The sequence below is a fragment of the Pseudomonas sp. B21-015 genome (assembly GCF_024749285.1).
GTDB lineage: Bacteria > Pseudomonadota > Gammaproteobacteria > Pseudomonadales > Pseudomonadaceae > Aquipseudomonas.
The window spans coordinates 4,920,226-4,946,624 of sequence record NZ_CP087196.1 but is presented as its reverse complement, the minus strand read 5'-3'; the positions used below and the strand labels follow the sequence as shown (position 1 = coordinate 4,946,624).

General features: G+C 56.5%; 14 protein-coding genes. 9 read left to right on the top strand and 5 right to left on the bottom strand.

Annotation, left to right across the window (positions count from 1 at the left end; translation table 11 throughout):
- Positions 1 to 22: 22 nt before the first annotated feature.
- The 5 genes from LOY38_RS22525 to LOY38_RS22505 all read right to left on the bottom strand — a co-directional run bounded on the left by LOY38_RS22525 (position 23) and on the right by LOY38_RS22505 (position 7,077).
- A complete protein-coding gene (locus LOY38_RS22525) occupies positions 23 to 3,169 on the bottom strand; it encodes an efflux RND transporter permease subunit (protein WP_258697122.1) in 3,147 nt (1,048 codons plus the stop codon).
- Positions 3,166 to 4,380 (bottom strand): efflux RND transporter periplasmic adaptor subunit, encoded by a 1,215-nt coding sequence (locus tag LOY38_RS22520; protein WP_258697121.1) that lies wholly within the window; start codon positions 4,378 to 4,380, stop codon positions 3,166 to 3,168. The genes LOY38_RS22525 and LOY38_RS22520 overlap by 4 nt, the downstream gene beginning before the upstream one ends.
- Positions 4,381 to 4,506: 126 nt before the next feature.
- Positions 4,507 to 5,538 carry a 2,3-diaminopropionate biosynthesis protein SbnB gene (sbnB, locus tag LOY38_RS22515; protein WP_258697120.1) on the bottom strand — a complete coding sequence of 344 codons (1,032 nt, stop codon included), beginning with the start codon at positions 5,536 to 5,538 and terminating at the stop codon, positions 4,507 to 4,509.
- Positions 5,531 to 6,520, bottom strand: a complete 990-nt coding sequence (gene sbnA, locus LOY38_RS22510; RefSeq protein WP_258697119.1) for a 2,3-diaminopropionate biosynthesis protein SbnA — start codon at positions 6,518 to 6,520, stop codon at positions 5,531 to 5,533. Before sbnA ends, sbnB begins: the two co-directional genes overlap by 8 nt.
- 77 nt (positions 6,521 to 6,597) lie before the next feature.
- The gene (locus tag LOY38_RS22505) at positions 6,598 to 7,077 is read right to left on the bottom strand and encodes a ParB N-terminal domain-containing protein (protein WP_258697118.1); all 480 of its coding nucleotides are present in this window, start codon (positions 7,075 to 7,077) and stop codon (positions 6,598 to 6,600) included.
- A 489-nt stretch (positions 7,078 to 7,566) separates the two neighbouring features.
- On the opposite strand from LOY38_RS22505, the gene cysC reads away from it, so the two are divergent.
- The 9 genes from cysC to LOY38_RS22460 all read left to right on the top strand — a co-directional run bounded on the left by cysC (position 7,567) and on the right by LOY38_RS22460 (position 26,305).
- Positions 7,567 to 8,226: an adenylyl-sulfate kinase gene (cysC, locus tag LOY38_RS22500; protein WP_258697117.1), complete on the top strand. Its 660-nt coding sequence runs from the start codon at positions 7,567 to 7,569 to the stop codon at positions 8,224 to 8,226.
- 92 nt (positions 8,227 to 8,318) lie between these two features.
- The gene (locus tag LOY38_RS22495; protein WP_258697116.1) at positions 8,319 to 10,148 is read left to right on the top strand and encodes an amino acid adenylation domain-containing protein; all 1,830 of its coding nucleotides are present in this window, start codon (positions 8,319 to 8,321) and stop codon (positions 10,146 to 10,148) included.
- A 62-nt stretch (positions 10,149 to 10,210) separates the two neighbouring features.
- On the top strand, positions 10,211 to 11,545 hold the full coding sequence (locus LOY38_RS22490) for an MFS transporter (RefSeq protein WP_258697115.1): 1,335 nt from the start codon (positions 10,211 to 10,213) through the stop codon (positions 11,543 to 11,545).
- A 90-nt stretch (positions 11,546 to 11,635) separates the two neighbouring features.
- Positions 11,636 to 13,123: an efflux transporter outer membrane subunit gene (locus LOY38_RS22485; RefSeq protein WP_258697114.1), complete on the top strand. Its 1,488-nt coding sequence runs from the start codon at positions 11,636 to 11,638 to the stop codon at positions 13,121 to 13,123.
- 121 nt (positions 13,124 to 13,244) lie between these two features.
- Positions 13,245 to 14,651, top strand: coding sequence for an FAD/NAD(P)-binding protein (locus LOY38_RS22480; protein WP_258697113.1), 1,407 nt, complete (start codon positions 13,245 to 13,247; stop codon positions 14,649 to 14,651).
- A gap of 95 nt (positions 14,652 to 14,746) precedes the next feature.
- Complete coding sequence (locus tag LOY38_RS22475; protein ID WP_258697112.1) at positions 14,747 to 23,698, top strand: non-ribosomal peptide synthetase; 8,952 nt, start codon at positions 14,747 to 14,749, stop codon at positions 23,696 to 23,698.
- Positions 23,695 to 24,459 (top strand): sulfotransferase family protein, encoded by a 765-nt coding sequence (locus LOY38_RS22470; protein ID WP_258697111.1) that lies wholly within the window; start codon positions 23,695 to 23,697, stop codon positions 24,457 to 24,459. The genes LOY38_RS22475 and LOY38_RS22470 overlap by 4 nt, the downstream gene beginning before the upstream one ends.
- A gap of 1 nt (position 24,460) precedes the next feature.
- Positions 24,461 to 25,339 carry a TauD/TfdA family dioxygenase gene (locus tag LOY38_RS22465; protein WP_258697110.1) on the top strand — a complete coding sequence of 293 codons (879 nt, stop codon included), beginning with the start codon at positions 24,461 to 24,463 and terminating at the stop codon, positions 25,337 to 25,339.
- 105 nt (positions 25,340 to 25,444) lie between these two features.
- The gene (locus tag LOY38_RS22460; protein WP_258697109.1) at positions 25,445 to 26,305 is read left to right on the top strand and encodes a bifunctional 2-polyprenyl-6-hydroxyphenol methylase/3-demethylubiquinol 3-O-methyltransferase UbiG; all 861 of its coding nucleotides are present in this window, start codon (positions 25,445 to 25,447) and stop codon (positions 26,303 to 26,305) included.
- The last annotated feature ends 94 nt before the right edge of the window (positions 26,306 to 26,399 follow it).

Genomic DNA, 26,399 nt, shown 5'->3' with positions numbered 1-26,399 from the left:
ATCCTGATCCTGAAGGCATCTACTACTGACCCGATATTTCGGCGCGCTGATCTGCAGCGTGAGCCTCACTGTGCGATCCAAACCATCGGTTCAGCCGTTTTGACAAACTGTCGAGATAAAGATAGATGACCGGCGTGGTGAACAGGGTGAGCAGTTGGCTTATGACGAGGCCACCGACCAGAGCATAGCCCAACGGTCGCCGTAGCTCCGAGCCCATGCCGGTACCTAGCAATAGAGGCAGCGCACCGAATAGAGCGGTCATCGTCGTCATCATGATCGGACGAAAGCGTAGCAGGCATGCAGTGCGGATGGCGTCGAACGACGACATGTTGTCTCGGCGTGTCGCGGTAATGGCGAAGTCGACCATCATGATTCCGTTCTTCTTGACGATGCCGATCAACAAAATAATGCCAATCAATGCGATCAGACTGAAGTCATAGTGAAAGAGCCAAAGGGTGGCGATTGCTCCGACACCAGCCGAAGGCAAGGTCGATAGAATAGTTAACGGATGAACAAAGCTCCCATAAAGTGCGCCAAGAATCAGGTACGCGACGACCAGCGCCGAGATGATCAGGATAGGCATTGTCGCCAGCGTACTCTGGAAAGCCTGGGCGGTTCCCTGAAACGAGCTCAACACCGCTGGCGGTAGTTGCAGTTGTGCTTGCGCGGCCTCGATCGCTGTGGTCGCCTGACCAAGCGATACACCAGGTGCGAGGTTGAAGCTGATCGTGACCGATGGGAAATGTGACTGGTGATTGACTGATAACGGTTGCACCGGATCCGTCGTCCATTGCGCCACCGAAGACAGCGGTACCATGGCGCCTGTCGACGGCGATTTCACATAGATCCTATCCAGTGCACTCGCATCGCGTTGCAAAGACGGCAGCACCTCCATGATGACTTTGTAGGTCGCTAGTTGCGTGAAATATTGCGCAATCTGACGTTGTCCGAAGGCGTTGTACAAAGTGTCGTCAATCAATTCAGGGGTTAGGCCGTAGCGTGCAACCTGATCGCGATCAATTGACACACTCAGCGCCGTGCCGTTTACCTGCTGGTCCGTCGCTACATCCCTGAGTTGCGGCAACGACGACAACTGGGTGAGTAGTCGCGGTGCCCACTTCGTCAGTTCCGCAACGTCCGCGCTCTGCAGTGTGAGCTGATATTGCGTGCGGGAGAGTCGTGCACCGATGATGACGTCCTGTGCAGCCTGCATGTACAGGCGTACCCCCGTCACTTTTGCGAGCTGCGGCTTCAGACGCTGGATGACCTCGTCAGCAGAAGCGTCGCGCTGATTACGAGGCTTCAGCGTAATGTACCAGCGCCCGTTGTTGACAGTGGTGCCGGTATAAGCGCTGCCGCCGACAGCCATCAAGCAGTGCTCGACTGCGGGATCCTTGCTAATGATCGCGGCCAGTGCTTTGGAATGCCGCCCCATTTCTTCGACCGAGATATCCTGTGAGGCCTCCGATAAACCGGTAATGAGGCCGGTGTCCTGTTGCGGAAAGAAACCTTTGGGTATGCCGATATAGAGAAACACGGATGCAATCAGCGAAAGAAAAAAGACGCAGAGCGTGGCGAATTGATGCTTTAGGGCGATATCGAGGTAGCGCTCATACCCATGCGTGAGCCGATCCAGACTTTTTTTGATCCAGCCATCGGAGCGTTCGTTTTCGGGCAATGTCGGCCGTAGTAGGTAGCAAGCCATCATCGGCGTCAGCGTCAGTGATACGAACGCCGATACGATAATCGTCATTGACAGCGTGACCGCGAACTCCCGAAACATTCGCCCGATGATGCCGTCCATCAGTAGTAGGGGGATCAGGGCCGCGACGAGCGAGATGCTGATAGACGCAATCGTGAAGCTGGTTTCACTAAGGCCTTTGAACGCGGCCTGCCTCGGCGATACGCCCTGCTCGATGTGGCGCGAAATATTCTCCACCATCACGATCGCGTCATCGACGACGAAGCCCACCGCGATGGTCAACGCCATTAGTGAGATGTTGTCCAGGCTGTATCCACATGCCCACATGAGCGAACATGCTCCGAGGAGCGACACGGGCACCGTGACGGCTGGAATGATCGTTGTGCGCACGTTCCCTAGAAATGCATAGATGACCAGGACGACCAGAACGATGTTAACGAGCAGTGTCAGTTCGATATCGAGCAACGATGCGCGGATAGTCTGAGTTCGGTCTGCAAGAACAGCGACTTTCAGTGACGGTGGAAGCGTCGCAACGAGCTCCGGCAGTTTCGCTTTGATCTTGTCGACAGTGTCGACTGTATTAGCACCTGGCTTCTTGTAAATGCCGATGGTGATCGCCCGCTTACTGTCGAGCCATGCTGACAGCGTACTGTCTTCCGGTCCGAGTATCGCTGTACCGACATCGCTGACGCGAATCGGATTGCCTTCTCGGTGAGCGATGATCGCATTGTTCCACTCGGTGGGATCAGTGATCTGGCCGTTCGTATAAATGGTATATGAGCGTGTCGCTCCGTTCAGCACCCCTTTGGGACTGACCCCCGAGACCCTCGTTAACGACAGTCGTACGTCTTCAAGCGACAGGCCTTTGGCAGCTAGTTTCAGGGGATCGAGCTGGATACGGATCGACGGTTTCTGTTGGCCTCCGATCGACACAGCACCGACGCCATCGATCTGACTCAGGCTTTGCGTGAGCCGTGTTTCAACATAGTCATTGATGGTCGTCAGCGGTAGTGTCGCGGAGGTCGCGCTCAGCAGTAGAATCGGAGGGTCGGCCGGGTTGAGTTTCTGAAACGTCGGAGGTGATGGTAGGTCTTTGGGCAATTGTGCGGCTGCCGCGTTTATAGCGGCCTGCACATCGTTCCCCGCGGCGTCGATGTTGCGATCCAGACTGAACTGCAGAACGATCGACGTCGAGCTTAACGTGCTCTGCGATGTCATCTGCGTGACGTATGGGATTTTCGCGAGCTGTGTTTCTAGCGGTTGCGCGAGCGACGATGCGACAGAGATTGGATCGGCCCCTGGAAGCGTCGCGGATACTTGAATGGTGGGAAATTCGACCTGAGGCAGCGGCGCGACGGGCAGATGAAAATAGGCGACAAGCCCGCTAAAGATGATGCCAACCATCAGCAGACAGGTCGCGACTGGGTAACGGATGAACGGGGCAAACAGGTTCGTGTTCATGGTCATTGAGCGTCCATCGCGAGCCGGGCTGTCGACTCCGTCTGCATTTGCGTGTCCGATGTAGCATTGGTGTTCGCCAACGTAACGGAGACAAGCGTTCGGTCCTGCAAGCGATATTGCCCTTTAACCACTACTCGCTGCTTTGGCTGCAAACCGCTTGTTATAGCGGCATATCCCACTGATCTGTGTTCGACGACGATCGGTTGTACTGTCACCCGGTTGTCGTCTCCGACTACATAGGTAAATAGGCCTTCGGGCCCATGTTGAACAGCATCTTCAGGTACCACGATCGCCTGCTTTAACACGCTAATCACCGTACGAGTCATCACTGACTGTCCTGGCCAAAGCGCATTCGTGTCATTCAAGAATTCCGCTTTCAGACGGATTGTTCCACTGGAGGAGTCGACGCTGTTGTCGACGGCGCTCACATGCCCGCTGGACAGGAGCGTCTTGCCATCAGTCGTCAGCGCATCGATCGAGACCTTACCTGCGGCGATCGCCTGATGGATCGCAGGTAATGCATTCTCAGGTTGGGAGTACACCACTGAGATCGGTGAAATCCGAACGAGTGTGAGAATCGACGTGTCGTTCGCCTTCACGATATTGCCCGGATCTACGAGTTGGAAACCGACCCTTCCGGGCAGCGGTGCATTCACCGTCGTATACCCGGCCTGCACCTGCGCACTCTGAATGGCTGCTTGGTCACCGCGTACCTGTGCCGTCAATTGTGCGACCAGTGCTTTCTGCGCTTCGAGCGCCTGCATGGAAATTGCGTTGACCTTCGCGAGTTTCAAGTGCCTTTCTAGGTCCAGTTTGGCGTTTGCGAGCATCGCTTGATTCTGTTCCTTCTTGGCGACTACCTGATCCAGCGTCGCACGAAATGATCGACTGTCGATCTCGAACAGTGGATCGCCTTTTCGTACGAATTGCCCCTGTTTAAAGAGCACTTTGGTGATCTGGCCGTCGACCTGACTTTTTATCGTGATCTGCTCGATTGGCTGAACCAGCCCGACGCCCGTAAGGTACATCGGTAAGTCCATACTCAGCACTTCGACCGCCGTCACCGGTACGGCCGCTTCTCCTGGATTACCTGCACTTGGCTGCGACGCGGATGTAGTGCTTGATCCGCCATAAACAAACAGTGCCAAGGCAGCGATTATTGGAAGCAGGAGAAGAGAACGCTTGGTTTTTAGGCACTTCGGAAATGAGATAGACATTGGCGCGTGCGATTCCAGAAAAGCGATGAAAGGGTTAAGGCGCAGCTCGATAGGTAAAAACAGTGGTGATGCTCGGCGTGTCTGTGCAGTACCGGTGATGGTTGCGCTGCAGCGGGGCCGGTCGCTTCAGTCGGTCCAGCGTCGAGTTGTCGAAAAAAATCCGGGAATGGCATGACGCGCGCCGGCAAGTTGGCTTTTCTGATAGATAAACATCGCAACTCCCAGATCGAGGACGCCCAGGCCGAACGGCGAGAATATGGTTGGCTTGCCGGTATCGATCCGCGCTTGACCAAGAATGAATTCAGCCAGAGTCCCAGAAATGAAATCGCGATGCCCATACTGCTGCTCTGCGAGATGCGGTGATGTATTAGCTTTCATGCAGTGGTCGACATCGTCCAGGATGTTGTTACAGGCAAGGATGGTTTCAGGTGGCAGGTCACGCAGGGAAATGTTCAATACCAACTGTGACTGAACAAAGGTGTGTGTTGCCGGGATCCACGGGCTGCCTGCTGTGGTCGCCAACACAACGATGTCTGCGCTGAGTGCCTCGTCTTGGGAGCCTGGGCGCACAGGGTAAATTGAGCGCGCATTTACGTTGCGGACAAATTTTTCGCAATGTTGCGCGGATATGTCATACAGGCACACATCTTCGAACTGCCAACCGTGAGCCTTGAAAAACTTGAGAATAGTGCTCGCAATAAGGCCTCCACCGATTATGCCCAGGCGTGCTGCGCGTCGGTTCTGCGGACCGAGCCGGCTAGCGGCCAGCACCGCGGAAGCAGCAGTGCGGGCGGCGCTGATCTGCGACGCTTCAAGACATGCGAACGGATAACCGGTTTGATAGTCGTTAAGCACAATGACGGCTGAAGCCCGTTGCAGATTCGCATCAATATTGCGCGGGTAGCTCGCAATCCACTTGATGCCCGAAAACGAGGAGCCGTTATTTTCGTCTCGGATGGCTGTGGGTAACGCGATGATGCGAGCCTCGGGCTTGTCATCGAATTTCAGAAAATAGCTATCCGGATTGACGGTGTTGCCGCTGTGATGCAGTAGGTAGCAATGTTCGACGATATTGATAATGTCCACTGTCGAGTTTGACAGCAGCGTCTGAATGTAGTCGCCCCCGATCACCGAAAACTGCGGGTCGTGATTATGCATGCTCTGGGATATCCGTAGTCGTATGCGAGAGTTCGCGCCATGCGAGACCAAATGTACTGTCACACCATTCGTCGCTATAGATTGTGTCGAAATAGGAATTGCCGAGGTCTGGAGAAATCGCGACGACGGTCGCATCACGAGGCAGTTCGGCAGACATGCGCTTGACTGCCGCGAGCACGGTACCGGTCGACGCGCCGCAAAAGCTGCCGTAGCGAAGCGCTGCGTCTCGGCAGGCCGCTACTGTTTCAGCCTCGGGTATCTGAATGAGTCGGTCCAGTTTGCTGCGGTTGAAAAAATGCGGCATCACGCTGGCTCCCAGGCCTGGCAAATAACGGCGTTGACCGGGTGTGCCAAATGTCACTGAGCCTATCGAATCGACTGCAATGAGTTTCGTGCGAGGAGAATGGCGGCGAAAAAAATCAGAGCAGCCCATGAGCGTGCCCGTGGTGCCGGCACCCACAAACAGATAATCAATATGGTCGAACTCATCGAAGATCGCTTGCGCGGTCATCTCGACATGGACGGCGGGATTTGCCGGGTTCTGATATTGGTTGAGCCAGGTGAGCTCAGGATCGAGATCAAGTGCATTTCGGATATAGGCGAGCCGATTGCCAAGATAACCGCCTTGTTCGTCGCGGCAATCGATGACCACCACTGTGGCGCCCAGCGCCCTCATTATCCCGACGCATTGTGCGCTGGTATTGCTGTCGACGACGCAAGTGAATCGATAGCCTCTGGCTGCGGCAATCATGCTCAATGAGAGTCCAAGATTACCTGAACTCGACTCTATGAATCTCTTCTTCTCCCGCAAGTTGCTGTGCTCTTCCGCGTTTCTCATCAGCGCCATTGCAGTTTTAATCTTGATGGAACCCCCGGGATTGAATCCCTCCATCTTTAAATATAATTTTTTCCCCGGTGTAAACTGATCCAGTAACAGGAAAATATTGTCATTGATTATTTGATCGATGGAGTCGAATTTCATTTTTAGTTTTACCCCGGGCACAAATAGGCAAGATCTAACAAGGATCTGATAATAGAGTCAGCGTCGCATAAGATTTATTAGCTGCTTATCACCTTGCAACTTGAAGGGATTAAGCGATCACTACTTTTAAAAGGGGCGAGCAGTTCCTGAAAGGAAAACTCGATTATCAGTTCACCGCCGGTTTGCAGGGTGTGTCGGGTAGATTTTGGTGGATATAGCTTGCCTTTCAACCCGCGCGAAATGACCTCGGCAGGCGTCACCAGAAGGTCCTTCCTGCGCGACTCCAGCAGGACGTGGGAATATGAAAGAAGAATGCAGGGGACGCGGGCGAATTTCTGCTCAAGGGCGAAGGCCCTGCGATGGTGACCATCCATGATGATCAGCGTTGAGCGCTCGACGAGAATGGGGGTTTGCCACTGGCTAGATGACAGCATCTGCGCGGTTAGCTCACGCAAATGACTCGGAATAATCTCTTCCGTAGGCTTCAGCATTTCGGGTGGTAAAAACATTAACTCAGGAGCTTCCTCGGAGTGAGGCTCAGCTGTCCGTACGTTCATTTCACGCCTTTCCTCGGGCATTTCGCGCCTCTTCCATGTGCGGACTTTCCGGTGAAACTGCTGACAACCACCTGGTATGAGCCAGTGGAATGCACCGATTGCACCTTACAACCAAGCGAACATCCATAACTGCGCTAGCAAAAATCCCTCCTGAGTCTGGAGGTATCACCACCTGATGCCTTAGAGAAAACAGGCCTGTCCACAGTGGTGCAAGTATCAGCTTTTTTTATAAAGCAGCATTGGATCCAGTTTGTCAAAATTTTTTTTCGGATGACAAAAAATTTAACTAGTTTTGGTTTGAAAAACTTTACAACCTAAGAATGTTCAGCTACTTCTGCAATGCCACAATCAGTATCAATGTGTGTCCGTGATCGATTGGAAGTTCGAAAATGTGTTGAGCTACGGCCGATAAAGGCAATAAACACGCAAAGGAATTGCAACACCGTTCCAACTCTATGAGCGGTGATTAGAACAAGGAGAGGTATTGTCATGCATGACCGTAAAGCTATCGATTGTGGAACACATTCCCCCCTCAATACTTCTCCGTTTGGCCCGTCGTCGGCCGTTTTTTGGCTGACGGGTGTATCAGGCGCTGGAAAGACCACGATAGCGACGAGTTTCGAAAGCGTTTGCCGCACAGCAAATTGGCCGGTCGTGACACTCGATGGTGATGTCGTGCGTAGCCGCTTGAATTCGGACCTTGGTTTCTCGGAGCAAGACCGCGCGGAAAACATCCGTCGAATTGCCGAGGTCGCAGCACTGATGGCGGATGCACACTTACTCGTGATCGTCTCGTGCATTTCGCCGATGAAGTCGTTCCGGGACATGGCCAGAACCATCATCGGCGACCGACGCTTCATCGAAGTGCATATCGACACCCCACTCGAAGTCGCGGAAGAGCGGGATCCGAAAGGTCTGTACCAGCGCGCCCGCGCCGGAAAAATCCAGTTGTTCACAGGTATCCACGCCCAGTACGAGGCGCCGCTCAATCCGCAAGTACGTATCGACACAACCACCACCGATATCGATACAGCCACAGACATCCTGCGTCGGTACTACATCGATAGCGTGCTACGACCCACCCCGCACGAGCCTTCCGCATTCAGGTCTTCGCCCCAGACCAGTCTCGACACAGCAACGTCCGAATAACGCGAGCTGGTCAATGACGTGTGGGCCGCGATGCTCGCGACGTCCGTTTCTCCTCAAAAATTTCGAGACCACCACCAATGGATCAAAATGTCATGGTCGAAATAGACCTCCCGTCGACGGCGCAAGCGCGTGTAAGCAGCCAGCGGTTCATGTCCCGTAACGCAGAAACGATCGCAAACTCCCACTCGTTGATACAGCGATTCAACGAAGTGACACGCCTGTATGGCAACGCCACCGCAGTCGTCACCCAAAGTGAGTGCTGGACGTACAGGGAACTTTCGGACCGTGCGGCTCGCATAGCCGGTTTGATCACGAGTGTGTGCGGTGAAGGCAACGAACCTGTCGCGCTGCTGTTTCCACATGGCGCACCGATGGTCGCAGCGATTCTCGGCGTGTTAGGGGCCGGTAAGTTCTACGTTCCGCTGGTTGCGGACGATCCACTGCCGCGCCTGCAGACTATTTTGCGCGAGAGCCGATGTCGCGCCGTCTTTGTCAGCTGCGAACTGGCTGAATTAGGAGGGCAACTCGGCAGTGGAGCAATGGTGATCGAAGAGGCGAGCCTGCCTGTGGAGGGGGGCTCACTCGATACGAGGTCCGGTGATTCGATTGCTTATCTCCTGTACACGTCAGGCACGACCGGGGTGCCCAAAGGTGTCTTCCAGAACGATCGTAACGTGTTGCACCACGCAGCGTGTTACGCGTCAGCCATCGAACTGACCGCGAACGACCGGATGACGCTGCTGCCATTTTACGGATTCGATGCTTCGGTGATGGATATTTTCGCTACGTTGCTGACCGGCGCCTCCCTGTATATCTGGAACGTGCGCAAGGATGGCCTTGAGCGAGTTAATGACTGGCTGGCCGACAGCCAGATCACAGTTTGGCATTCGACGCCCAGCGTGTTACGTGCGGCTTTCCCAACCTTCAAACGCACCGTTGACCTGCGTTGGGTCGTGCTAGGAGGTGAGACGGCCACAGGCCAGGATCTGAGCCTGACACTGCTCCATGCCGGTGCGCATTGCAGTCTACTCAACGGTCTCGGCCCTACCGAATGCACCACGGCTCTGCAGTACGTTGCCGATCCGATACAGGACTGCAATTTGCTCCGTTTACCGGTGGGTAGGCCGGTGCCAGGAATCGAAGTAGTGCTGCTGGACGCCGACGGTAATTCGTCGGCCACCGAAGGCGAGCTGGCAATCATCAGCCAATATGTCGCGCTTGGATATTGGGAGCGTCAGGATCTGACACACGAGCGGTTCGGTGAACTGGCCGGCCCAAATGGCGAGCGCTGTTACCGGACCGGCGATATGGTGAAGTGGAACGCGGCTGGTAACCTCGAATACCTGACGCGAGTCGATGATCAGATCAAAATTCGTGGGTTTCGCGTTGAACTCGGCGAAATCCAGGCCACTCTCTGCATGCACGAAAATGTGCTTCAGGCAGTCGTTCTGCCGCACACCGACCCTGCAACGCAGCAGCAGTCGATCATTGCTTATGTCGTGTTACGTGCGCCCGACAGTACCGATGTCACTGCTCGTTTTCGCGTCTACCTGGCCAGCAGCTTGCCGTCTTACATGATTCCGCAGACGTTCGTTGAACTCTGCGCGATCCCCTTACTGCCAAACGGAAAGGTCAACCGCAGCGCGCTACCTATCGCGGCAGTGACAGATACTGCGTATGAGCCAAAGAGACCTCAAACACCTCTGCAAAGGTTGCTCGTCGGCCTCTGGTCGACGGTGCTGCGGCGTGACGCGCTCGGTACGGATGAAAACTTTTTCGAACTGGGTGGCGACTCACTTCTAGGCGTGCGCCTGCTTGCACGAATCAACGCCAGTCTCGAGTTGGAGCTGGGGCTGAGCGATCTGTTCGGTCATCCAACCGTCGAGTCGCTGGCGGTGCATTTGTCGATACCGTCACGGTAGTCGCGGCGCCCATCGCGGCCTCAAAGATCTGATGCATCTAGTGAACCTATCGAGACAGACGCATGACTGAACGCGCCAGCAATAGCCTTGCCGACGGTAAGCACACCCACGCGACCGCCGATGGTCTCGACTTACACCTGCGTCCCCGCTCGTGGTTTGGCACATTGGGCGGTCCCTTTGCATACCGAGCATTTACGACGATATGGGTGGCGAGCTTGTTTGCCAATATCGGCGGCTCTATTCAGAACGTCGGCGCGTTTTGGTTGATGACCTCAATGGCACCCACGCCTGCACAAGTATCGCTTGTGCAGACCGCATCGACCCTGCCGATTGCGTTGTTTGCGCTCCTTTCCGGAGTCGCAGCGGACGCTTGGGATCGACGTCTGGTGATGCTCGCCTCGCAAGTACTGGTGTGTTCAGTCGCGGTAATGCTTGCTGTTCTGTGTGCAACAGGACAGATCACGCCGTTGGCTCTGCTCGTTTGCACGTTTGTCAGCGGCTGCGGCGCAGCGATGTTTCAGCCGGCCTGGCAGTCGGCGGTCGCGGAACAAGTGCCGCGTAGTGAGCTTTCTGCGGCCATTGCGCTCGACAGTTTTTCTCTGAACTTTGCCCGCACTGCCGGACCGGCAGTCGGTGGATTGATCGTCGCGCGGTTGGCTCCCGATGTAGCGTTCATCGTAAGCGGCGTGTCGTCCGCGGGACTGATTTACGTGTTGTTACGCTGGCGTCGCCGTGATGCCGATGTGAAAGCTCCGCGCGCTCCTCGCCAAGGGCTACTCGCGTCCCTGATGGGTGGTATCCGGTATTGCCTCGGCTCCCACGGTATTCGCAGTGCGTTGTTACGAAGCAGTCTGTTCGGCTTTCTCGGAAGCCCGGTCTGGGCGCTCCTTCCGCTGTTCGCCAAACGGCAGTTCGGCGGCGAGGCCGGCACCTACGGCATCCTCCTGGGGGCGTTCGGCGCAGGGGCAGCTTGCGGCGCGCTCGGCGGTGCGGCGATGCGAGCGCGGCACCACCCGGAGTTGGTATTACGAATCTTTACGTTGACGTTCGGCTTGGGGGCGCTGATGACTGCATGGAGTCCGTGCAAGGCCGTAGCCATGCTCGGGCTGGCCATCTCGGGTGCGAGCTGGGTTGTTGTCGTGTCGACCTACAACCTGGCGATCCAGACGGCGTCGCCAAGCTGGGTCGCAGGTCGTGCGCTGTCACTGTTTCACTCCTGCATCGTCGGAGGTCTGGCGATCGGCAGTTTTGTGTGGGGCATGGTGGCCACGGCAACAACGATCAACGCCACATTCGTCATTTCGGGGCTGTTCATGTTCGTGTCTATGTTGTTGGCACTGCGCATGCCATTGCCATCCCCGGTCCCTTACGATCAGTGCCCGGAGATCGCGCGCTAGTCCCCTGAAAGATAGCAACACGCTGACTAAAAGAAGCCACACGAGACCTGCCTTCGGGATCGTCGCGGCCGATGCACAAGGATATGTGGAATGACTAGCAGCAACACGATTGATCGAACACTCAAGTGCGGGTATGGAACTCGCGTTTGGCTGGGGATGGGCTGCGCGCTGATATCGGGCTTGCTGACCGCCTGTACCGTTGGACCGAACTATCGTCGGCCAGAGGTCGAAACACCGACGACGTGGAAGATCGATCCAGAATACTCGTACTGGCATCCCGTCGCGCCTCAGCCGCTCAATGAGGACTGGTGGACGGTGTTCGGTATCGATGAACTCGACACGCTGGAGCGAACAGCGCTGGAGAACAACCAGACGTTGCGCGAAGCGGTTGCGCATTACGACCAGTCACGCGCAACGCTGTCATCGGTTTCGTCCGAGCAACTACCGCAAATTGGATTGTCGGCCGAACTGGACCGTCGCCGGATTTCCGCGAACCGGCCGTTGACCGACTACGATTCGCCTAACAAATCAACTGTGCAGAACAATGTAATCGCGGCTTTTTCGGCCAGCTATGAACTCGATCTGTTCGGCCGCATACGGCGTGAGGTCGAATCGGCGAAAGCCGATATGCAGCAGCAGGCCAACGATCTATCGAATGCGCGATTGGTGATCACCGCGCAACTTGCGGCTACCTATTTCGCCCTCAGAGAGGTTGATGCCGAGCGTGATGTACTGACGCGTTCGATCGCCTGGCAGCAGAAGGCGCTTGACTTCGTTAGTGCGCAAAACAGTTTCGGACAGGTTTCTGAACTGAGTGTGTTGCAGCAGCGCGCACAACTCGATACGACCCGTACCCAAGCGCGACTGCTTTTGACGCGACGATCACAATACGAACATGCGATTGCCGCAATGATCGGCGTACCGGCACCGCAATTTTCGCTTGCGCCAAAAGTTGATCCGCTCAAGTTGCCTGTATTACCGATTGGTATGCCAAGCGAGTTGTTGCTGCGTCGTCCGGACGTTGCATCCGCAGAGCGTGCAATGGCGGCGGCGAATGCCAGAACCGGCGTCGCCCGCGCGGCCTACTTTCCAAGCCTTACGTTGTCGCCTGAGGTGGGTTGGCAAAGTACCCGGTTCGCGACGCTGACAAACGCCCCCAGCATGATCTGGTCACTGGGGACTTCGATTAGCCAGACGCTGTTCGATGGCGGGCGTAATGCGGCGGGGGTCGCCTATGCGCAGGCGGGCTATGTCGCGGCGAACGCGCGCTATCGCGCAACCGTGCTGACAGCCTTTCAGGAAGTCCAGGACGCGGTCAGCAATCTCGCGGTGCTCGACGCTGCGCTGAATGATGTGAATGCCTCGGTCGACGATGCGCAGCAGTTGGTGAATTTGTCGACGTATCGCTATCGCGACGGACTGGTCGACTACCTCGACGTGATCACCGCACAGCAGCTGCTGCTCAACAGTGAGCGACAGCGAGCACGCATTAATGGTCGTCAGGCAGGCTCCCTGGTTTTCCTCGCCAAGGCGCTGGGTGGCGGATGGAACGACGGTTCGACTGTGCAACGCAATTGACGCAAATCGGGTTACTGCCTGGGTGCTCACATCGACAGGTCGCATGGTGATTCGGTCGCCTCGGCGTAAACACCACTCATAGTCTGATGAAACAAAACGTTACATCGAATTGGAAGCGGGAATGAAGACCAAGACCATTGCGATTATCGGTGCCGGTTTCTGCGGTTCGACGCTGGCGGTACATCTACTGCGCCGCCCACCGGTCACACCGCTGAGAATTCTTTTGATCAACAGGTCAGGCACGATGGCCCGGGGTGTTGCCTATGGCACCCGTACCGCCGCGCATGTGCTCAATGTGCCGGCCGGCAGAATGAGTGCGCTGGCAGGTGAAGAGGACAGCTTTCATGAATATGCCAGGCGTTGCGACCCCAGTATTGTACCGGGGTCTTTCGTGGGGCGCCGTCTCTATGGTGATTGCCTCGAGGCATTGCTCAATGATGCGGCCGAAAAGGCGCCGCCGGGCTGTGAACTGCACAGCGTCATCGGTGAAGTAGTACAGGTGGTACCTCGTAAAGATGGCGAGGGAGCTCGCCTCTTGATGAAGAACGGAGAGCGCTTCGATGCCGACCGCATTGTCTTGAGCATCGGTTACTACGCCCGCCAAGAGCCATCGATAGCGCCCGAACAACGATCATTTTACGAAGAACCGCGCTATGTGCATGACCCTTGGCGTCCAGGCGCATTACGCAATATCGGTGCTGACGACCCCGTTCTGCTCATCGGCAGCGGACTGACAATGGTGGATGTGGTGCTTGATCTGCGTGATCGCGGCCATCGGGGGCCGATCCAGGCTATTTCTCGTCGCGGCCTGATCCCTCAGCCGCATCGTGAACTGAATGCGCAACCCACCTATGACGAGCGACTGCCTCACCGCATGCTCACCGATTGCAGCGTGCGCCACTATGTGCGAGCAGTGCGTGACTCGCTCGAGCAGCACACCCGTGCCGGCGGTGACTGGCGGGACGTGATCGGCGGGCTGCGATCGGCGACTGCGCAACTGTGGCACGCACTGCCGACAAATGAGCGCCAACGTTTCTTGCGTCATGTGCGTCCTTACTGGGATGTCCACCGTCACCGTTGCGCACCACAACCGGGTGCACGTCTGCAGGCAGAGATCGAGCGCGGCGGGCTCACGCTGCTGGCCGCACGTGTCGTCGGTTACGCCCCTAAAGCCGATGGCGTCGGCGTTTGTCTGCGTCGCCGTAGCGCCCAGACCGAGGAGCGACTCGATGTTGCCGCCGTGATTAATTGCACGACCCCCGATCTTCGCCATTTGGCGGACCCACTGCTCTCGTCCCTACGCGCCGATGGACTGTTGGTATCTGACGTACTTGGTATCGGCCTTGAGGTCGACCACCTTGGGGCGCTAATAGATTGCAAAGGAGTTGCGTCGCGCTGGCTGCATTACGTCGGACCATTCCTTCAGGCACGCGATTGGGAAGCCACGGCAGTGCCTGAATTGCGAGGCTATGTGGAGCGCCTGGCGGACGTGTTGAAAAGCCTTCAACGGGAAGCTCTGCCCGTGTGATCCGAATCTGTGTGCCTATTGGTCAAAGCAATCGCAACACCCTGAATGTCGCTTCGCGCGAACCCTAACGAAAGACGAATTTTGAGGGAACAATGATGAGTCAAGTGGTCGGCACTTACGGGGAAACGCTTGCGGAGAAGTTGCGCGAGCATCTCTCGGAGGCCCTGGATTTAGGCAACATTGGCATTGACGAAGCATTGACCGAACATTGGGGCGACGACTTGCCGCTGCAGGAGCTGGTACGGGAAACTCGACGTTTCAGCCAGGTCGTCATCACGCCGCTGGATGTGCTGGGTTGCGCAACCATCAAAGAACTGGCCGATCTGATTGTGCGTAAAAACGGGCAAAGCACAGTCCCTTCGACGAATACGGCCGCCGAGGATAGCCAGCAACCTACGCAGAGCGGGCACGATGCCTATGTCGACGATCATGAGAGCAACGTAGCAGCATCATTGGCGCAGGAAGATCTGTGGCTGGTGGATCAGATTGAAGGAAGTTCGATGGCCTACAACCTGTCGACTGCTCTGCGTTCCGACAAGCCACTGCATGCCGACGTCATGCATCAAGCAATCTCTCAAGTCGTCAGACGCCATGCGGCGCTTCGAACAACCCTTGAACGTGATCAGCGGGGTTTAAGGCAGGTGGTGGCCACCGATGCGACATTTGAGTGGTCGGTGGTATCGCTGGACGACGCACTCGGTGGCGCATCGCGCGAGGAACAGCTTCATGCGAGGCTCGCTGCTTTCGCCCGGAAAAGCTTTGATCTCGCCAGCGGTCCTCTAATACGGGCGTGCCTGTATCGTATGAACACTGACGACTTCATCGTGCAGTTTGTGGTTCATCACGCTGTATTCGATGCTTGGTCACGTGTCGTCGTGTCACGTGAGATCGAGACTGTGTACAACTCACTCGACAGTGGGCTTGCGCTGAAACTTGCGTCAACAAGTGCAGAACCGGGAGCGTTCGCGCGCTGGCATAACGCGCGCTTGACCCCGACGCGGCTGGCGCAGTTGCGCCACTACTGGTCCACGCAGCTTGCTGCGCTGCCGCAGGTCATCGATCTGCCAACCGATTTCCTGCGTCCACGTGTGCGCAACTCCGATGGCGCCAAATTCACCAAAGTTCTGTCGTCGGAGCTGGCTGAACAGGTTGCGGCCGTCGGCGGTAAATGGGGTGCGTCGCTATTCATGACATTGATGGCCGCTTGGCAACTGCTGCTGTGGCGTTATAGTCGGCAGACAGAATTCGCCATAGGCACGCCGATGGCGACGCGGGATGGTGACGGGTTCGAATCGACGGTCGGCTATTTCGTCAACACTGTGGTCATTCGTGGGCAGGTGGTGCCAACCGAACGTTTCGACGAACTGTTGCAGCGCGTCGTGCACGTTACTCTCGGAGCCTACGAACACAAGGATCTACCGCTGCGTCAGGTCGTCGAATTGGCGAGCCAGGAACGCAGTCTGAGTCATTCCCCGTTGTTTCAGGTGATGTTGGAGTTTCACAACGAACTGCTGGACGAAGAGGGTACTGAACCCACGGAGTTTCGTCTGGTTACCCATGACATCGGCGTCGCAAAATACGATCTGAGTCTGGAAATTGCCAATACGCGCGACGGTCTCGTCTGCTCGATCGAATACGCTACGTCACTCTTCGATGTCACCACGATCGAGGGAATGTTGGCGCAATACGAGGTCCTGCTGCAGCAAGTCGTGGCAACGCCCAAGGCCCTAGTGTCCCGGCTGTCATGTGTTCCCAAGGGCGAACTCGAAAAAGTCGTCAACGTATGGAACGCCACGGAGCTTTCGCAAGCGACTCCTGCCTGCATCCATCAGCTATTCGAAGCGCGGGCCAAGGAGCGACCTGATGCCATCGCTGTCCGCTTCGGTAATCAATCGCTGACGTACTGCGAACTCAATCGGCGAGTCGACGAACTAGCCGGACGACTACGCCGCATTATCCAGGGACGCGACGTCAGGATCGCAATCTGCTTGGACCGTTCAGTGGAAATGCTGGTGGCAATTCTGGCGGTGCTCAAAGCTGGTGCTGCCTATGTCCCAATCGATACGCGCCTGCCATCGGAACGCATCGACTTCATGCTGGCTGACAGTGCAGCAGCGTTTGTCCTGACAGTGGTCACAATCAGAGAAGAAAAGTTCGCGGCGCAGCCGATCAAAGTCCTGTGCATCGATGAATCGATGCCGGTCGTAGATGAGCAGCACACAGAGCATCTCGCCCCCGAAACCACCCCGGAATCTGTCGCCTACGTGATGTACACGTCCGGGTCTACGGGGGCGCCGAAAGGAGTGGTCGTCACTCATGCCAACGTGACGCATCTGCTTAACGCAATGCAGGCGCGTTATCCGCTGGAAAGTGAAGATCGCTATCTGCTGAAAACCAACTATGCCTTCGATGTATCTGTGCCCGAATTGTTCGGCTGGTTCGTCGGCGAGGGCTCTCTGGTTATCTTGCCGCCCCAGTTCGAAGGCTCGCCCGACCTGATCGCCGATGAGATGATCCAGCACGCTGTTACTCACGTGAACTTCACGCCATCAATGCTGCGTCCGTTTGTTACCGAGGTGTCGGCCAGCGAACGCTTCCAGAACAACCACTGCCTGAAGTACGTGTTCGTTGCTGGTGAGGAGTTGCCGAAGGATCTTGCCAACGATGCGTTATCGGGGCTTCGCCCAGCAGCGATTGAGAACTTGTACGGACCGACCGAGGCAACGGTCTTTGCGACAGGCCACTCCTACGCGTCTCCGGTACCTGGCACAAAGATTCCGATTGGCAGACCGTTTGCCAACGTACGGACGTATGTCCTGGACGAGCATATGCAGCCCGCGCCTATCGGCGTGCCGGGCGATCTCTACCTTGCCGGTAGCGGCATCGCCGCCGGGTATTTGAATCGCCCAGATCTGTGCGAAGAACGCTTTCTGCCCGATCCGTTCGCCAGGAATGGCACGTTATACAAAACCGGGGACCTCGCGCGCTGGCTACGCAGTGGGGAAATCGAATATCTCGGCCGTGATGATCAACAGATCAAGATCCGCGGTTATCGAATTGAACTCGACGAAATCGCCAGCGTTTTGAATGCACACCCACTCGTCAGTGAAGCCGCCGTTCTCGCTCAAAGCGCGGAGGGCGGACCAACTAGATTGGTCGCTTATGTCGTGCCGTCCGGCCACATGGAGGGTGAGGTGCTTACGGCTTCGCACGCATCGACCCTGTTGGCACAGACGCTGACGGAGGCGATCAAACTGCGCTTGCCAGAATATATGGTACCCGCATCGTTTGTGTTCACCGTCAGCCTACCGAAAGGTATCACCGGAAAGCTCAACCGCAAGGAACTTGAAACGATCAGTGGCGAGGTACGGCCCGAGCACAGTGCTTCGGTCGCCGCACGCAATGAGATTGAAAGCCTGCTGTGTGAAATCTGGAAATCGGTGCTGCGGGTGCCAGAGATTGGTGTCACCGACAATTTCTTCGCGGCAGGAGGTGATTCGATTTTATCGATTCAGGTCGCATCCCGGGCACGGCAGCAGGGAATGAAACTGTCCGCACGAGATGTGTTCCAGCACCAGACCATCGAGCGGCTAGCGGCGAACGTTCGCGGCTCGGTCAGAAAGCCTTCGCAACAGGCGAGCGTCAAGACGATGCCATTGTTGCCGATCCACCGGCGCTTCTTTGCGCTCGACGCGGAGCAGATCAATCACTATCACCAATCGCGACTGCTGGATGTTCCGGTGGACCTCGACTGTGCATTCCTCAAGGTGTGGTTAAGCGCGCTGTTCCTGCGTCACGATGCTTTGCGCATGCGGTTGCAGACGAGGGAGGGGGAATGGAGCGGTGAATTCGTTCCGATGGACGAGTTGCAGGTACATGCTTCGCTCGAAACGCGCAACTTCGCGCACTCGGGCAACTCATCGCAGAACATCGATACATTCTTTAGCGAGGCTCGTGATTGCATCAACTTGTCAGACGGGCCGCTATTCAAGGCGGCGCTGGCCACGCGCGGCGGGCAATGCACTTCCCGTCTGTTGCTGATTTGCCATCACACTGTGGTCGACGGTGTGTCATGGCGCATCCTCCTCGAGGATCTGCGTCATGCTTATTCGCAATGGCAAGTCACTGAAAGCATTTCGCTGCACGACAAAACCGACTCATACCAGGCGTGGGCAAACGAGATCGTGGCGCAGCGCAATGCCCCCGCGCTACTTGCCGAGCGTGACTACTGGCTGAAAACGCTGGCTCAGCCGGTGCCGCAGCTACCTATCGATCACGGCGTGGCGAGCGACAGCACGCGCCGCTTTAGACGGATCGAAGTAGCCTGTTTGAGCGCGCAGACAACCGCGATGCTGCTGACCGAGAGTCATCATGCCTATCAGACGCACATCAATGAACTGATGCTCACTGCACTGTTGCTTGCGGTATACCGCTGGACGGGCCATGAAGCGATACGGATCGCGCTGGAGGGGCACGGACGAGAAACCTATGCCCTGAGTCAATACGCTGGTGCTCCGGATGAGCTTGACGTCAGCCAGACCGTGGGCTGGTTCACCAGCTATTACCCGCTCGTGTTGATGCTGAACAATGCGCTTACGAGCAGAAACGGGTCGCCGGATGAGCAGGTTGCCGCGGCGGTCATGTCTGTCAAAGAGCAGTATCGGGCGATACCCCATCACGGTTTCGGCTACGGCATCTTGCGACACGTGGTGGCTGACCCTTCGTTGGTAGAGGCGGAAGAGGCTAGCCCGGCCGAGATCGTCTTTAACTACTTCGGTCAGATCGATACCCACGGCGACGAAACGGCTGGCATTTCGGTGCTGAATGTCGTGGCGAGCGATGATATCGGTGAGCAACGCCGTCGTGAGCACAGACTCGGCATGAACGGTGAAGTCAAGGATGGCTGCTTGGCGTTCGAAATCGATTACTCGAGCGAAGAATACGAACAACAGACCATACAGACCTTCGCATCGCTGTTTGTCAATGCACTGTGTGAGATAGCGGCCCATTGCAAGACATTACCGACGCGCTGGCGTCCGACGCCGGCCGACTTTCCCCTTGCATCTGTCACGGCGGACGAAATTTGTGCTTGGCGCGAGTGTTACCCAGCGCTCGAAAACCTCTACCCGGTCACTGGTATGCAGGTGGGCATGGTGTTTCACAGTCTGATGCCCGATCACGCCAGCGCTTACACAAACCAGGTGTTTATGAGCTTCGCAGGTTCCTTTGAGCCGAAGCTGTTCAAGGCAGCCTGGCAGCTGGTCATTGATCGTCATCCAGTGTTGCGCACCGCATTTGTCGGGTTCGACCGTGAGCAACCATTGCAGGCGGTGCTATCGCATGTCGAATGCCCATGGCGTGAGGTCGATCATCGTCAGCTCGATGTGCAGCAGCAGGTCGTTGCGTTCGACGCGATACTGGCTGCGGATAAGTCTACGCCGTTCGATTTCGCATGCGCTTCACATATCCGCCTGACGCTCGTTGATCGCGGCGCGCAGGGATATCGGTTCGTCTGGACCTATCACCACGGCATTCTCGACGGCTGGAGCGTTTCACTGATCTGGGCAGAAGTTTTTACTGCGTACGAGTCACTTCATGCGGGGTGTGCACCAACACTGCAGGCTGCGCAATCGTTCGGCCACTTCATCGAATGGCGACAGCGCCGATCGCAGGACGAAGACAGACGCTATTGGCGCGGTGTGCTGGGTAATCTGGCAAGCCGGACCACGCTCGGCATTGAACAGCACGAGCTTGAATCCCCTGCCGGCGAGTCGCCAGTACTGCGTCGTGAGCTCAACGAGCAAGACACACGCCGACTCGTTGACACTGCCCGTGCTTGCCATATCACGGTATCGGCAATGCTTCAGGCCGCATGGGCGCTATTGCTCCGCCAGTACAGCGGCGAACAAGACGTGGTGTTCGGCGTCACAGTCTCCGGCCGCTCGATTGATCTACTCGGCGTCGAAACCATCGTTGGGCCATTGATCAATACAGTTCCTGCACGACTGACGATCGACCCTAACCTGAGTCTTCGGGACTGGTTGCGCAGCGTTCACGACGCTCATATCGAGCGCGAAGAACATGCCAGCCTCGATCTGCTCCAGATCCAGCGCGAAAGCGCAATTCGAAACGGTCAATCGTTGTTCGACAGCGTATTGATCGTCGAGAACTACCCCGAAGTGTCGCTCGACTCGAACGAGCTGCTCGGCCTGACTGATTACGGCTACGCCGAAGAGACCCATTACGGCCTCACGGTGTCGGCCAAGCCGGGGACACGCCTCGGACTGGAAATAGCTTTCAACTCTTCGCGATTCCACATCAAGGATGTTCACACTATGGCTGATAAGTTTGAAACGGCTCTCCTCAACATACCCAATCGTCTTGACGAGCCGGTAGGCACAGCCCTTGGTCGTGGCGATACGGCCTTGGCTGCCTACGATATCGAAACTGATGGCGTGGAAGTCAGCCGTACGTTGCGACAGGGCGATCTTCGGTTGGGCAGGCTCCTCGTCCCGCATCTTGTCGAGGATCATGCGGCCGCCACACCGAGCAAGCAGGCGCTGGTTTTCAACGAGTATAGCTACAGCTACGACGATCTCAACTGTGCAGCGAATCGTCTGGCGAACAGCCTTCTGTCGTCTTTCCCGAACCTGGGCACGGACGCATTGATTGGCGTGCGCATCCCGCGAAGCGACAGACTTATCGTCACGATCCTGGCCATTTGGAAGGTCGGTGCGGCGTACATTCCTATCGACCCGGTACTACCGGAGCAGCGTGTGCGCGAGATGTTGCAGATTGCGGAGGCGACGCTGCTAATCGAGGACACGGATGTCGCAGCATTCGCGGCACCGATGACCGACGTTCGCACAGCGACCTACGGCGATCTGATAGAGGGAGCACAAGCATGCGACGAAAACCCGGATATCCATGTTTCCGCCCATGATCTGAGTTACGTGCTATTCACTTCCGGATCGACCGGCAAACCGAAAGGCGCGATGGTCGAGCACATCGGCATGCTGAACAATATTGCGAACAAGGCAATCGATCTGGAGATGAACGACGCGAGTCGCGTTGTGCAGAATGCCTCGATGAGTTTCGATGTGTCGGTCTGGCAGATGTTTATTGCATTGACCCAGGGTGGCACAACGTTTGTGTATGACGAGCGCGTTGTCAACGACATTGCCGGCTTTATCGGCCGTCTTGTGCAGGACCAGATCACGGTGCTGGAAGTCGTGCCAACGTACTTGCTGGTGCTGATCGAGTTCTTGGAGGAGCGGCCGCTACAACGACCCGCGTTAGACCTGCAGTTCCTGTTGGTCACTGGTGAAGCGGTGGATGCATCGCTTCTCAGACGCTGGTTCAAGCTGTTTCCGACCAGTAAAGCGGTCAATGCATATGGTCCGACCGAAGCATCGGACGACATCACACACCACGTGATGACAGCCGATGACGTCATCGTCAATCCAGTTCCGGTAGGCCGGGCACTCGCCAACTTTGACATCTATGTCGTCGATGACGAGTTGCGACCCGTGCCGTTCGGGGTGAAAGGAGAAATCGTCGTCAGCGGTGTCGGCATTGGACGCGGTTACGTAGGGATGGCAGGGGCGACAGCCAAAGCGTTTGTGGAAAGCCCGTTTCCGGATAAGTACAAGGGACGTCTGTATCGCACCGGCGACATCGGCGTGATGCGTCCGGATGGCGTGTTGCTGTATCACGGAAGAAAAGACAATCAGGTGAAAATCCGCGGCATGCGGATCGAATTGGGAGAAGTCGAATCGAATCTGCTCGAAATTGCGGCCGTGCGTCAGGCGGCGGTGCTCGACATCCGGCCCGAAGGACGCGAAGCGTTCTTGTGTGCCTATGTCGTGCCGCACAACGAGGGCGATCGCGAACACATTATCGATGAGCTGAAAGCCAAGCTCCCGCCGTCCATGGTGCCGTCGGTTTTCCGTTTCTCAACACACCTGCCTGAGCTGCAAAGCGGCAAGGTGGATCGCCGGGCGTTGCTCGCTCAGTTCCAAGATGATGCGCCGCGTTCGGAATACGTCGAACCAACGACCGATGTTGAACGGCATCTTGCGGATATCTGGTGTGGGGTGCTGGCCAATCCAGCGATAGGCATCCGCGACGACTTCTTCGAGCTCGGCGGTGATTCGTTCAAGGCGATCCGTATTGCGGCGAAATACGGCCCGCCGGTTGAAGTAACGGATATCTACAATTTTCCGACGATAGAGACGCTCGCCGCGCACCTTGCCTCGCGCAGCAGCGACGCTCAGCGCACTCTGGTGCCAATGAGCGGGGACCTGACGACAGCCGAAGCCGTTGTCGTCTGTTTCGCCAACTCGGCGGGCGGTCCCGTCAACTTCATTGAAACGGGTCGTGCGATGGCTGCACTTCCTCGCAAGTTGGCGTTGTACGCGGTGAAGTTTCCGCGCAACGACGTCGGCAACGAGGCGGCGATGATCGATGAAGTCGCACGTCTGACGAACGAGATTTGCGACGGTCTGCTGAAAGAAACGATGCTGCCGATTATCGTATTTGCCCAGTGCAATGGCTCGGCATTGGCAATCAGCGTGGCGCGCGAACTGAAAAGACGTTCGGCTGACTTGCGCGGATTGTGCATTGGTGGGGCACTAATGCGTACCGCCATTAGCGCCAAGGACTTGCGTACCGACAGGGAGGTCATCAATTTCCTGGGATCGGTAGGCTCAACACTGCCGGTGCAGCCAGACGAATTAGCGTTTTTCATGCACGACTTCCGCTACGACTGCTCGATGGCTGACGGCTACTACAACCACCTGGTCGCAGACATGGGGCGCAATGCTCTGGAGAACCTGCATATTCCAGTGTGGTGTCTGGTCGGCACAGAGGATCAACTGGTACCAAGCTATCAACAGCGATTCCAGGACTGGAACCACCTTGGGACCCAGACCCGACTCGTGGAATACCCCGGCGTCGGGCACTACTTACTGCGTGATTGCCCTGAGCGCGTAGCGAGCTCGCTGCAGGAACTATGGGAAAGCGTCTCCATTGGGGGGGCGCAATGAGCCTTGCGAATCCCCGGATCGCGTTTGTCCACATCCCCCGAACGGCAGGTACGTCGTTCGGCACTATGCTTGACGACCTGTATTGCGGAAGTCAGTCCGCGAAATTCTATGGCGACGAACAGAGCAGCGTGGTGAACGAGAAGATCGATGCGTTCCGTAACCTGAGCGCCAGCGAGAAAGCTGGGTTCGATATGTTGCGGGGCCATTTCGTCTACGGCTTCGATAGCGATCTGCGTGACATCCATCACGTGACGTTGTTGAGGGAGCCGATTCAACGACTGATTTCCTTCTATTTTTACGCGCTCAAAGACCGCAGCAACTATCTGCACTCCTACCTGTTACAGCGGCGCCTGGGACTTGAGCAATTCCTGCAGAGCGATGCCAGCATCGATTTGGACAACTATCAGGTGCGGGCGATCTCAGGTGCCCGGTTCGGCTCGGTGCGCGAGCGTGTGTCGCAGCGGCATCTGGACGAGGCCAAGTACAACCTTGTTGAGCGCTTTACCGCGTTCGGTCTGACCGAGCAATTCGATCGATCGATGAATCGTTTTGCGCGCGACTTTATGTGGGATTTGCCGCAACTGGAGCGGCAAAACGAAGGTGCTTACGGTCCGGATGTGACGCTGTCCGAGTCGTGTCTGAGCTACGTCACAGAAAGAAATCAGTTCGACATGGAGTTATACGGCTTCGCGAAGGACCTGTTCGAGTCCACCGCTGATGCTGGTGATTGCAGTATCAATCAGGCAACAAGGAGTGCATGAAATGGCAACATTAGATATTCGCCCTCTGAGCGGGACGATTGGCGCGCAAGTTCGTGGATGCAACATTTGCGATCTGGTAGAGAGCGCAAATATAGAAGAAGTTCGACAGGCGATGCTGAAGTACAAGGTGTTGCTGTTCACCGATCAGCCGGCGCTGCCGACGCACACACAAATCGCATTCGGCCGCCTGTTCGGTACGGTAGAAACCGAGTTCCCGTCTTTCGCGGCCAAGCCTAAAGAGACGCCGGAGCTCACCATTTTCGACGGTGATGTCGCCAGTGGTCGGGCTTCTATCTGGCATACGGATCTGAGTATCGCGAAACGGCCTACAGCCATGGGAATTCTCTGTGTAAAAGAAGTGCCAGAGAGCGGCGGCGATACTATGTGGGCGGACTGTGAAGCGGCCTATTCGACCTTGTCTGCCTCGATGCAGCAATTTCTTGAAGGACAGACTGCTGTCCACGACATGTTGAGCAAACAATACGCGGAGCGGCCTGGTGCGTTTCAGACCAAGGGTCGTAACGACATTGATTTTTCGAACGTCTTCGGCGCCGAACACCCCGTCGTTCGTGTGCATCCGGAAACCGGTCGCAAGTGCCTGTTCGTCAATCCATTCATGACCTCGCATATCGTCGGCTTCAGTTCCTCAGAGAGTGCCCACCTCCTCAACTTCCTCTATGCACACATGCAGAGGCCGGAGTTCGTCGTACGTTGGCACTGGTCCAAGGGCGACGTCGCGGTCTGGGACAACCGCTGCACGATGCATACGGCGGTGGACGACTACGGTTCGGGGCGGCGTCTGGCGCACCGTGTTTGCGTCAGGGGCGACGTGCCTTTGGGAGTGAGCGGCGTGAAAAAAACGGAACCTGCGACGGCGTAATTCAGCGTTCTTTAGCTTGGCCGCAATACTTGCCCATTCAAGGGAGAAGATGCGGCCAGATACCTGGGCTTTGGCCACTTTATTTAATCCTGTGCGAGTCAAGATATGTCGAGTCAATTGAGTGAACGAAGCATCGATTTTTCCAAATCAATTTTCTTAGAGTCGAGCAACGTCCGCGCGAACGCGCATCGTTTGAACTGGCGATCCGAAGTACTGCTGAGTCGATACGCGGACGCGTTCAAGGGCAAAAAAGTGCTCGATCTGGCGAGTCACGACGGACGCTTCATGCATGCCGCGCTTGCCCATGGCGCGAGTAAAGTCGTCGGAGTGGAGGTGCGGGCCGATCACACGATAAGTGCGCAGGAAAATCTGGCGCAAGGCGGTCACAGCAACGACAGCTATGAAGTGATCTGTGGGGATCTAGTCGAATACCTGAAAAGCGTCGAGCCCGGCGCATTCGATACGATCCTTTGCTTCGGCGTCTTGAGCCACTTGATTGAGCATATCGAGATTATGCGCGAAGTCAGTCGGATCGCTCCGGGCACCTTCATACTCGACACGTGGGTCGCGTTGGAGCAATGGAATCTGCGCGAACGCTTACGAAACTATCGCGTGAACTCGTTCGTGACACGAACCCAACAAGGTGGAACCCGTGGCGCTGGCCTGATGAAGCGGATACAGAGTTGGCTTGCCAATATCGTTCCAAGTTCTCATAGCCGCACAGGTAATCTGGTGTTCCTGTATGAAGACGCACAAGCGCCAGGCGCGACGGCTCGTCCAAGTGGCCTGATGGGCTGGGCGAATCCCTCGCTGGTCGAAATGCTTTTCGATCACTTCGGTCTTGAATACGAGCGCGTAGATTGGAAGTCACAGGGGATAACAGACTGGACCGAGCTCGACGATTACAAACGAGGCGCACGTGAAAGCTGGGTAGCGCGTACGCCGCAAAAGGGTGAAGTGAGCTAAAACCAACACCCGGTGCGTGGCGATTCAGGGACCACGCATCCTGCGACGACAGGAAACCCAGCGGGACAATCACAAACAGGCGTGTAGACGCAGC

Excerpts from the sequence above, each read along its gene's own strand:
- LOY38_RS22490 (WP_258697115.1), top strand. The coding sequence starts at position 10,211 with ATGACTGAACGCGCCAGCAATAGCCTTGCCGACGGTAAGCACACCCAC.
- LOY38_RS22495 (WP_258697116.1), top strand. The coding sequence starts at position 8,319 with ATGGTCGAAATAGACCTCCCGTCGACGGCGCAAGCGCGTGTAAGCAGC.
- LOY38_RS22520 (WP_258697121.1), bottom strand. The coding sequence starts at position 4,380 with ATGTCTATCTCATTTCCGAAGTGCCTAAAAACCAAGCGTTCTCTTCTC.
- LOY38_RS22470 (WP_258697111.1), top strand. The coding sequence starts at position 23,695 with ATGAGCCTTGCGAATCCCCGGATCGCGTTTGTCCACATCCCCCGAACG.
- LOY38_RS22485 (WP_258697114.1), top strand. The coding sequence starts at position 11,636 with ATGACTAGCAGCAACACGATTGATCGAACACTCAAGTGCGGGTATGGA.
- sbnA (WP_258697119.1), bottom strand. The coding sequence starts at position 6,520 with ATGAAATTCGACTCCATCGATCAAATAATCAATGACAATATTTTCCTG.
- LOY38_RS22475 (WP_258697112.1), top strand. The coding sequence starts at position 14,747 with ATGAGTCAAGTGGTCGGCACTTACGGGGAAACGCTTGCGGAGAAGTTG.
- sbnB (WP_258697120.1), bottom strand. The coding sequence starts at position 5,538 with ATGCATAATCACGACCCGCAGTTTTCGGTGATCGGGGGCGACTACATT.
- LOY38_RS22525 (WP_258697122.1), bottom strand. The coding sequence starts at position 3,169 with ATGACCATGAACACGAACCTGTTTGCCCCGTTCATCCGTTACCCAGTC.
- cysC (WP_258697117.1), top strand. The coding sequence starts at position 7,567 with ATGCATGACCGTAAAGCTATCGATTGTGGAACACATTCCCCCCTCAAT.
- LOY38_RS22505 (WP_258697118.1), bottom strand. The coding sequence starts at position 7,077 with ATGAACGTACGGACAGCTGAGCCTCACTCCGAGGAAGCTCCTGAGTTA.
- LOY38_RS22465 (WP_258697110.1), top strand. The coding sequence starts at position 24,461 with ATGGCAACATTAGATATTCGCCCTCTGAGCGGGACGATTGGCGCGCAA.
- LOY38_RS22480 (WP_258697113.1), top strand. The coding sequence starts at position 13,245 with ATGAAGACCAAGACCATTGCGATTATCGGTGCCGGTTTCTGCGGTTCG.
- LOY38_RS22460 (WP_258697109.1), top strand. The coding sequence starts at position 25,445 with ATGTCGAGTCAATTGAGTGAACGAAGCATCGATTTTTCCAAATCAATT.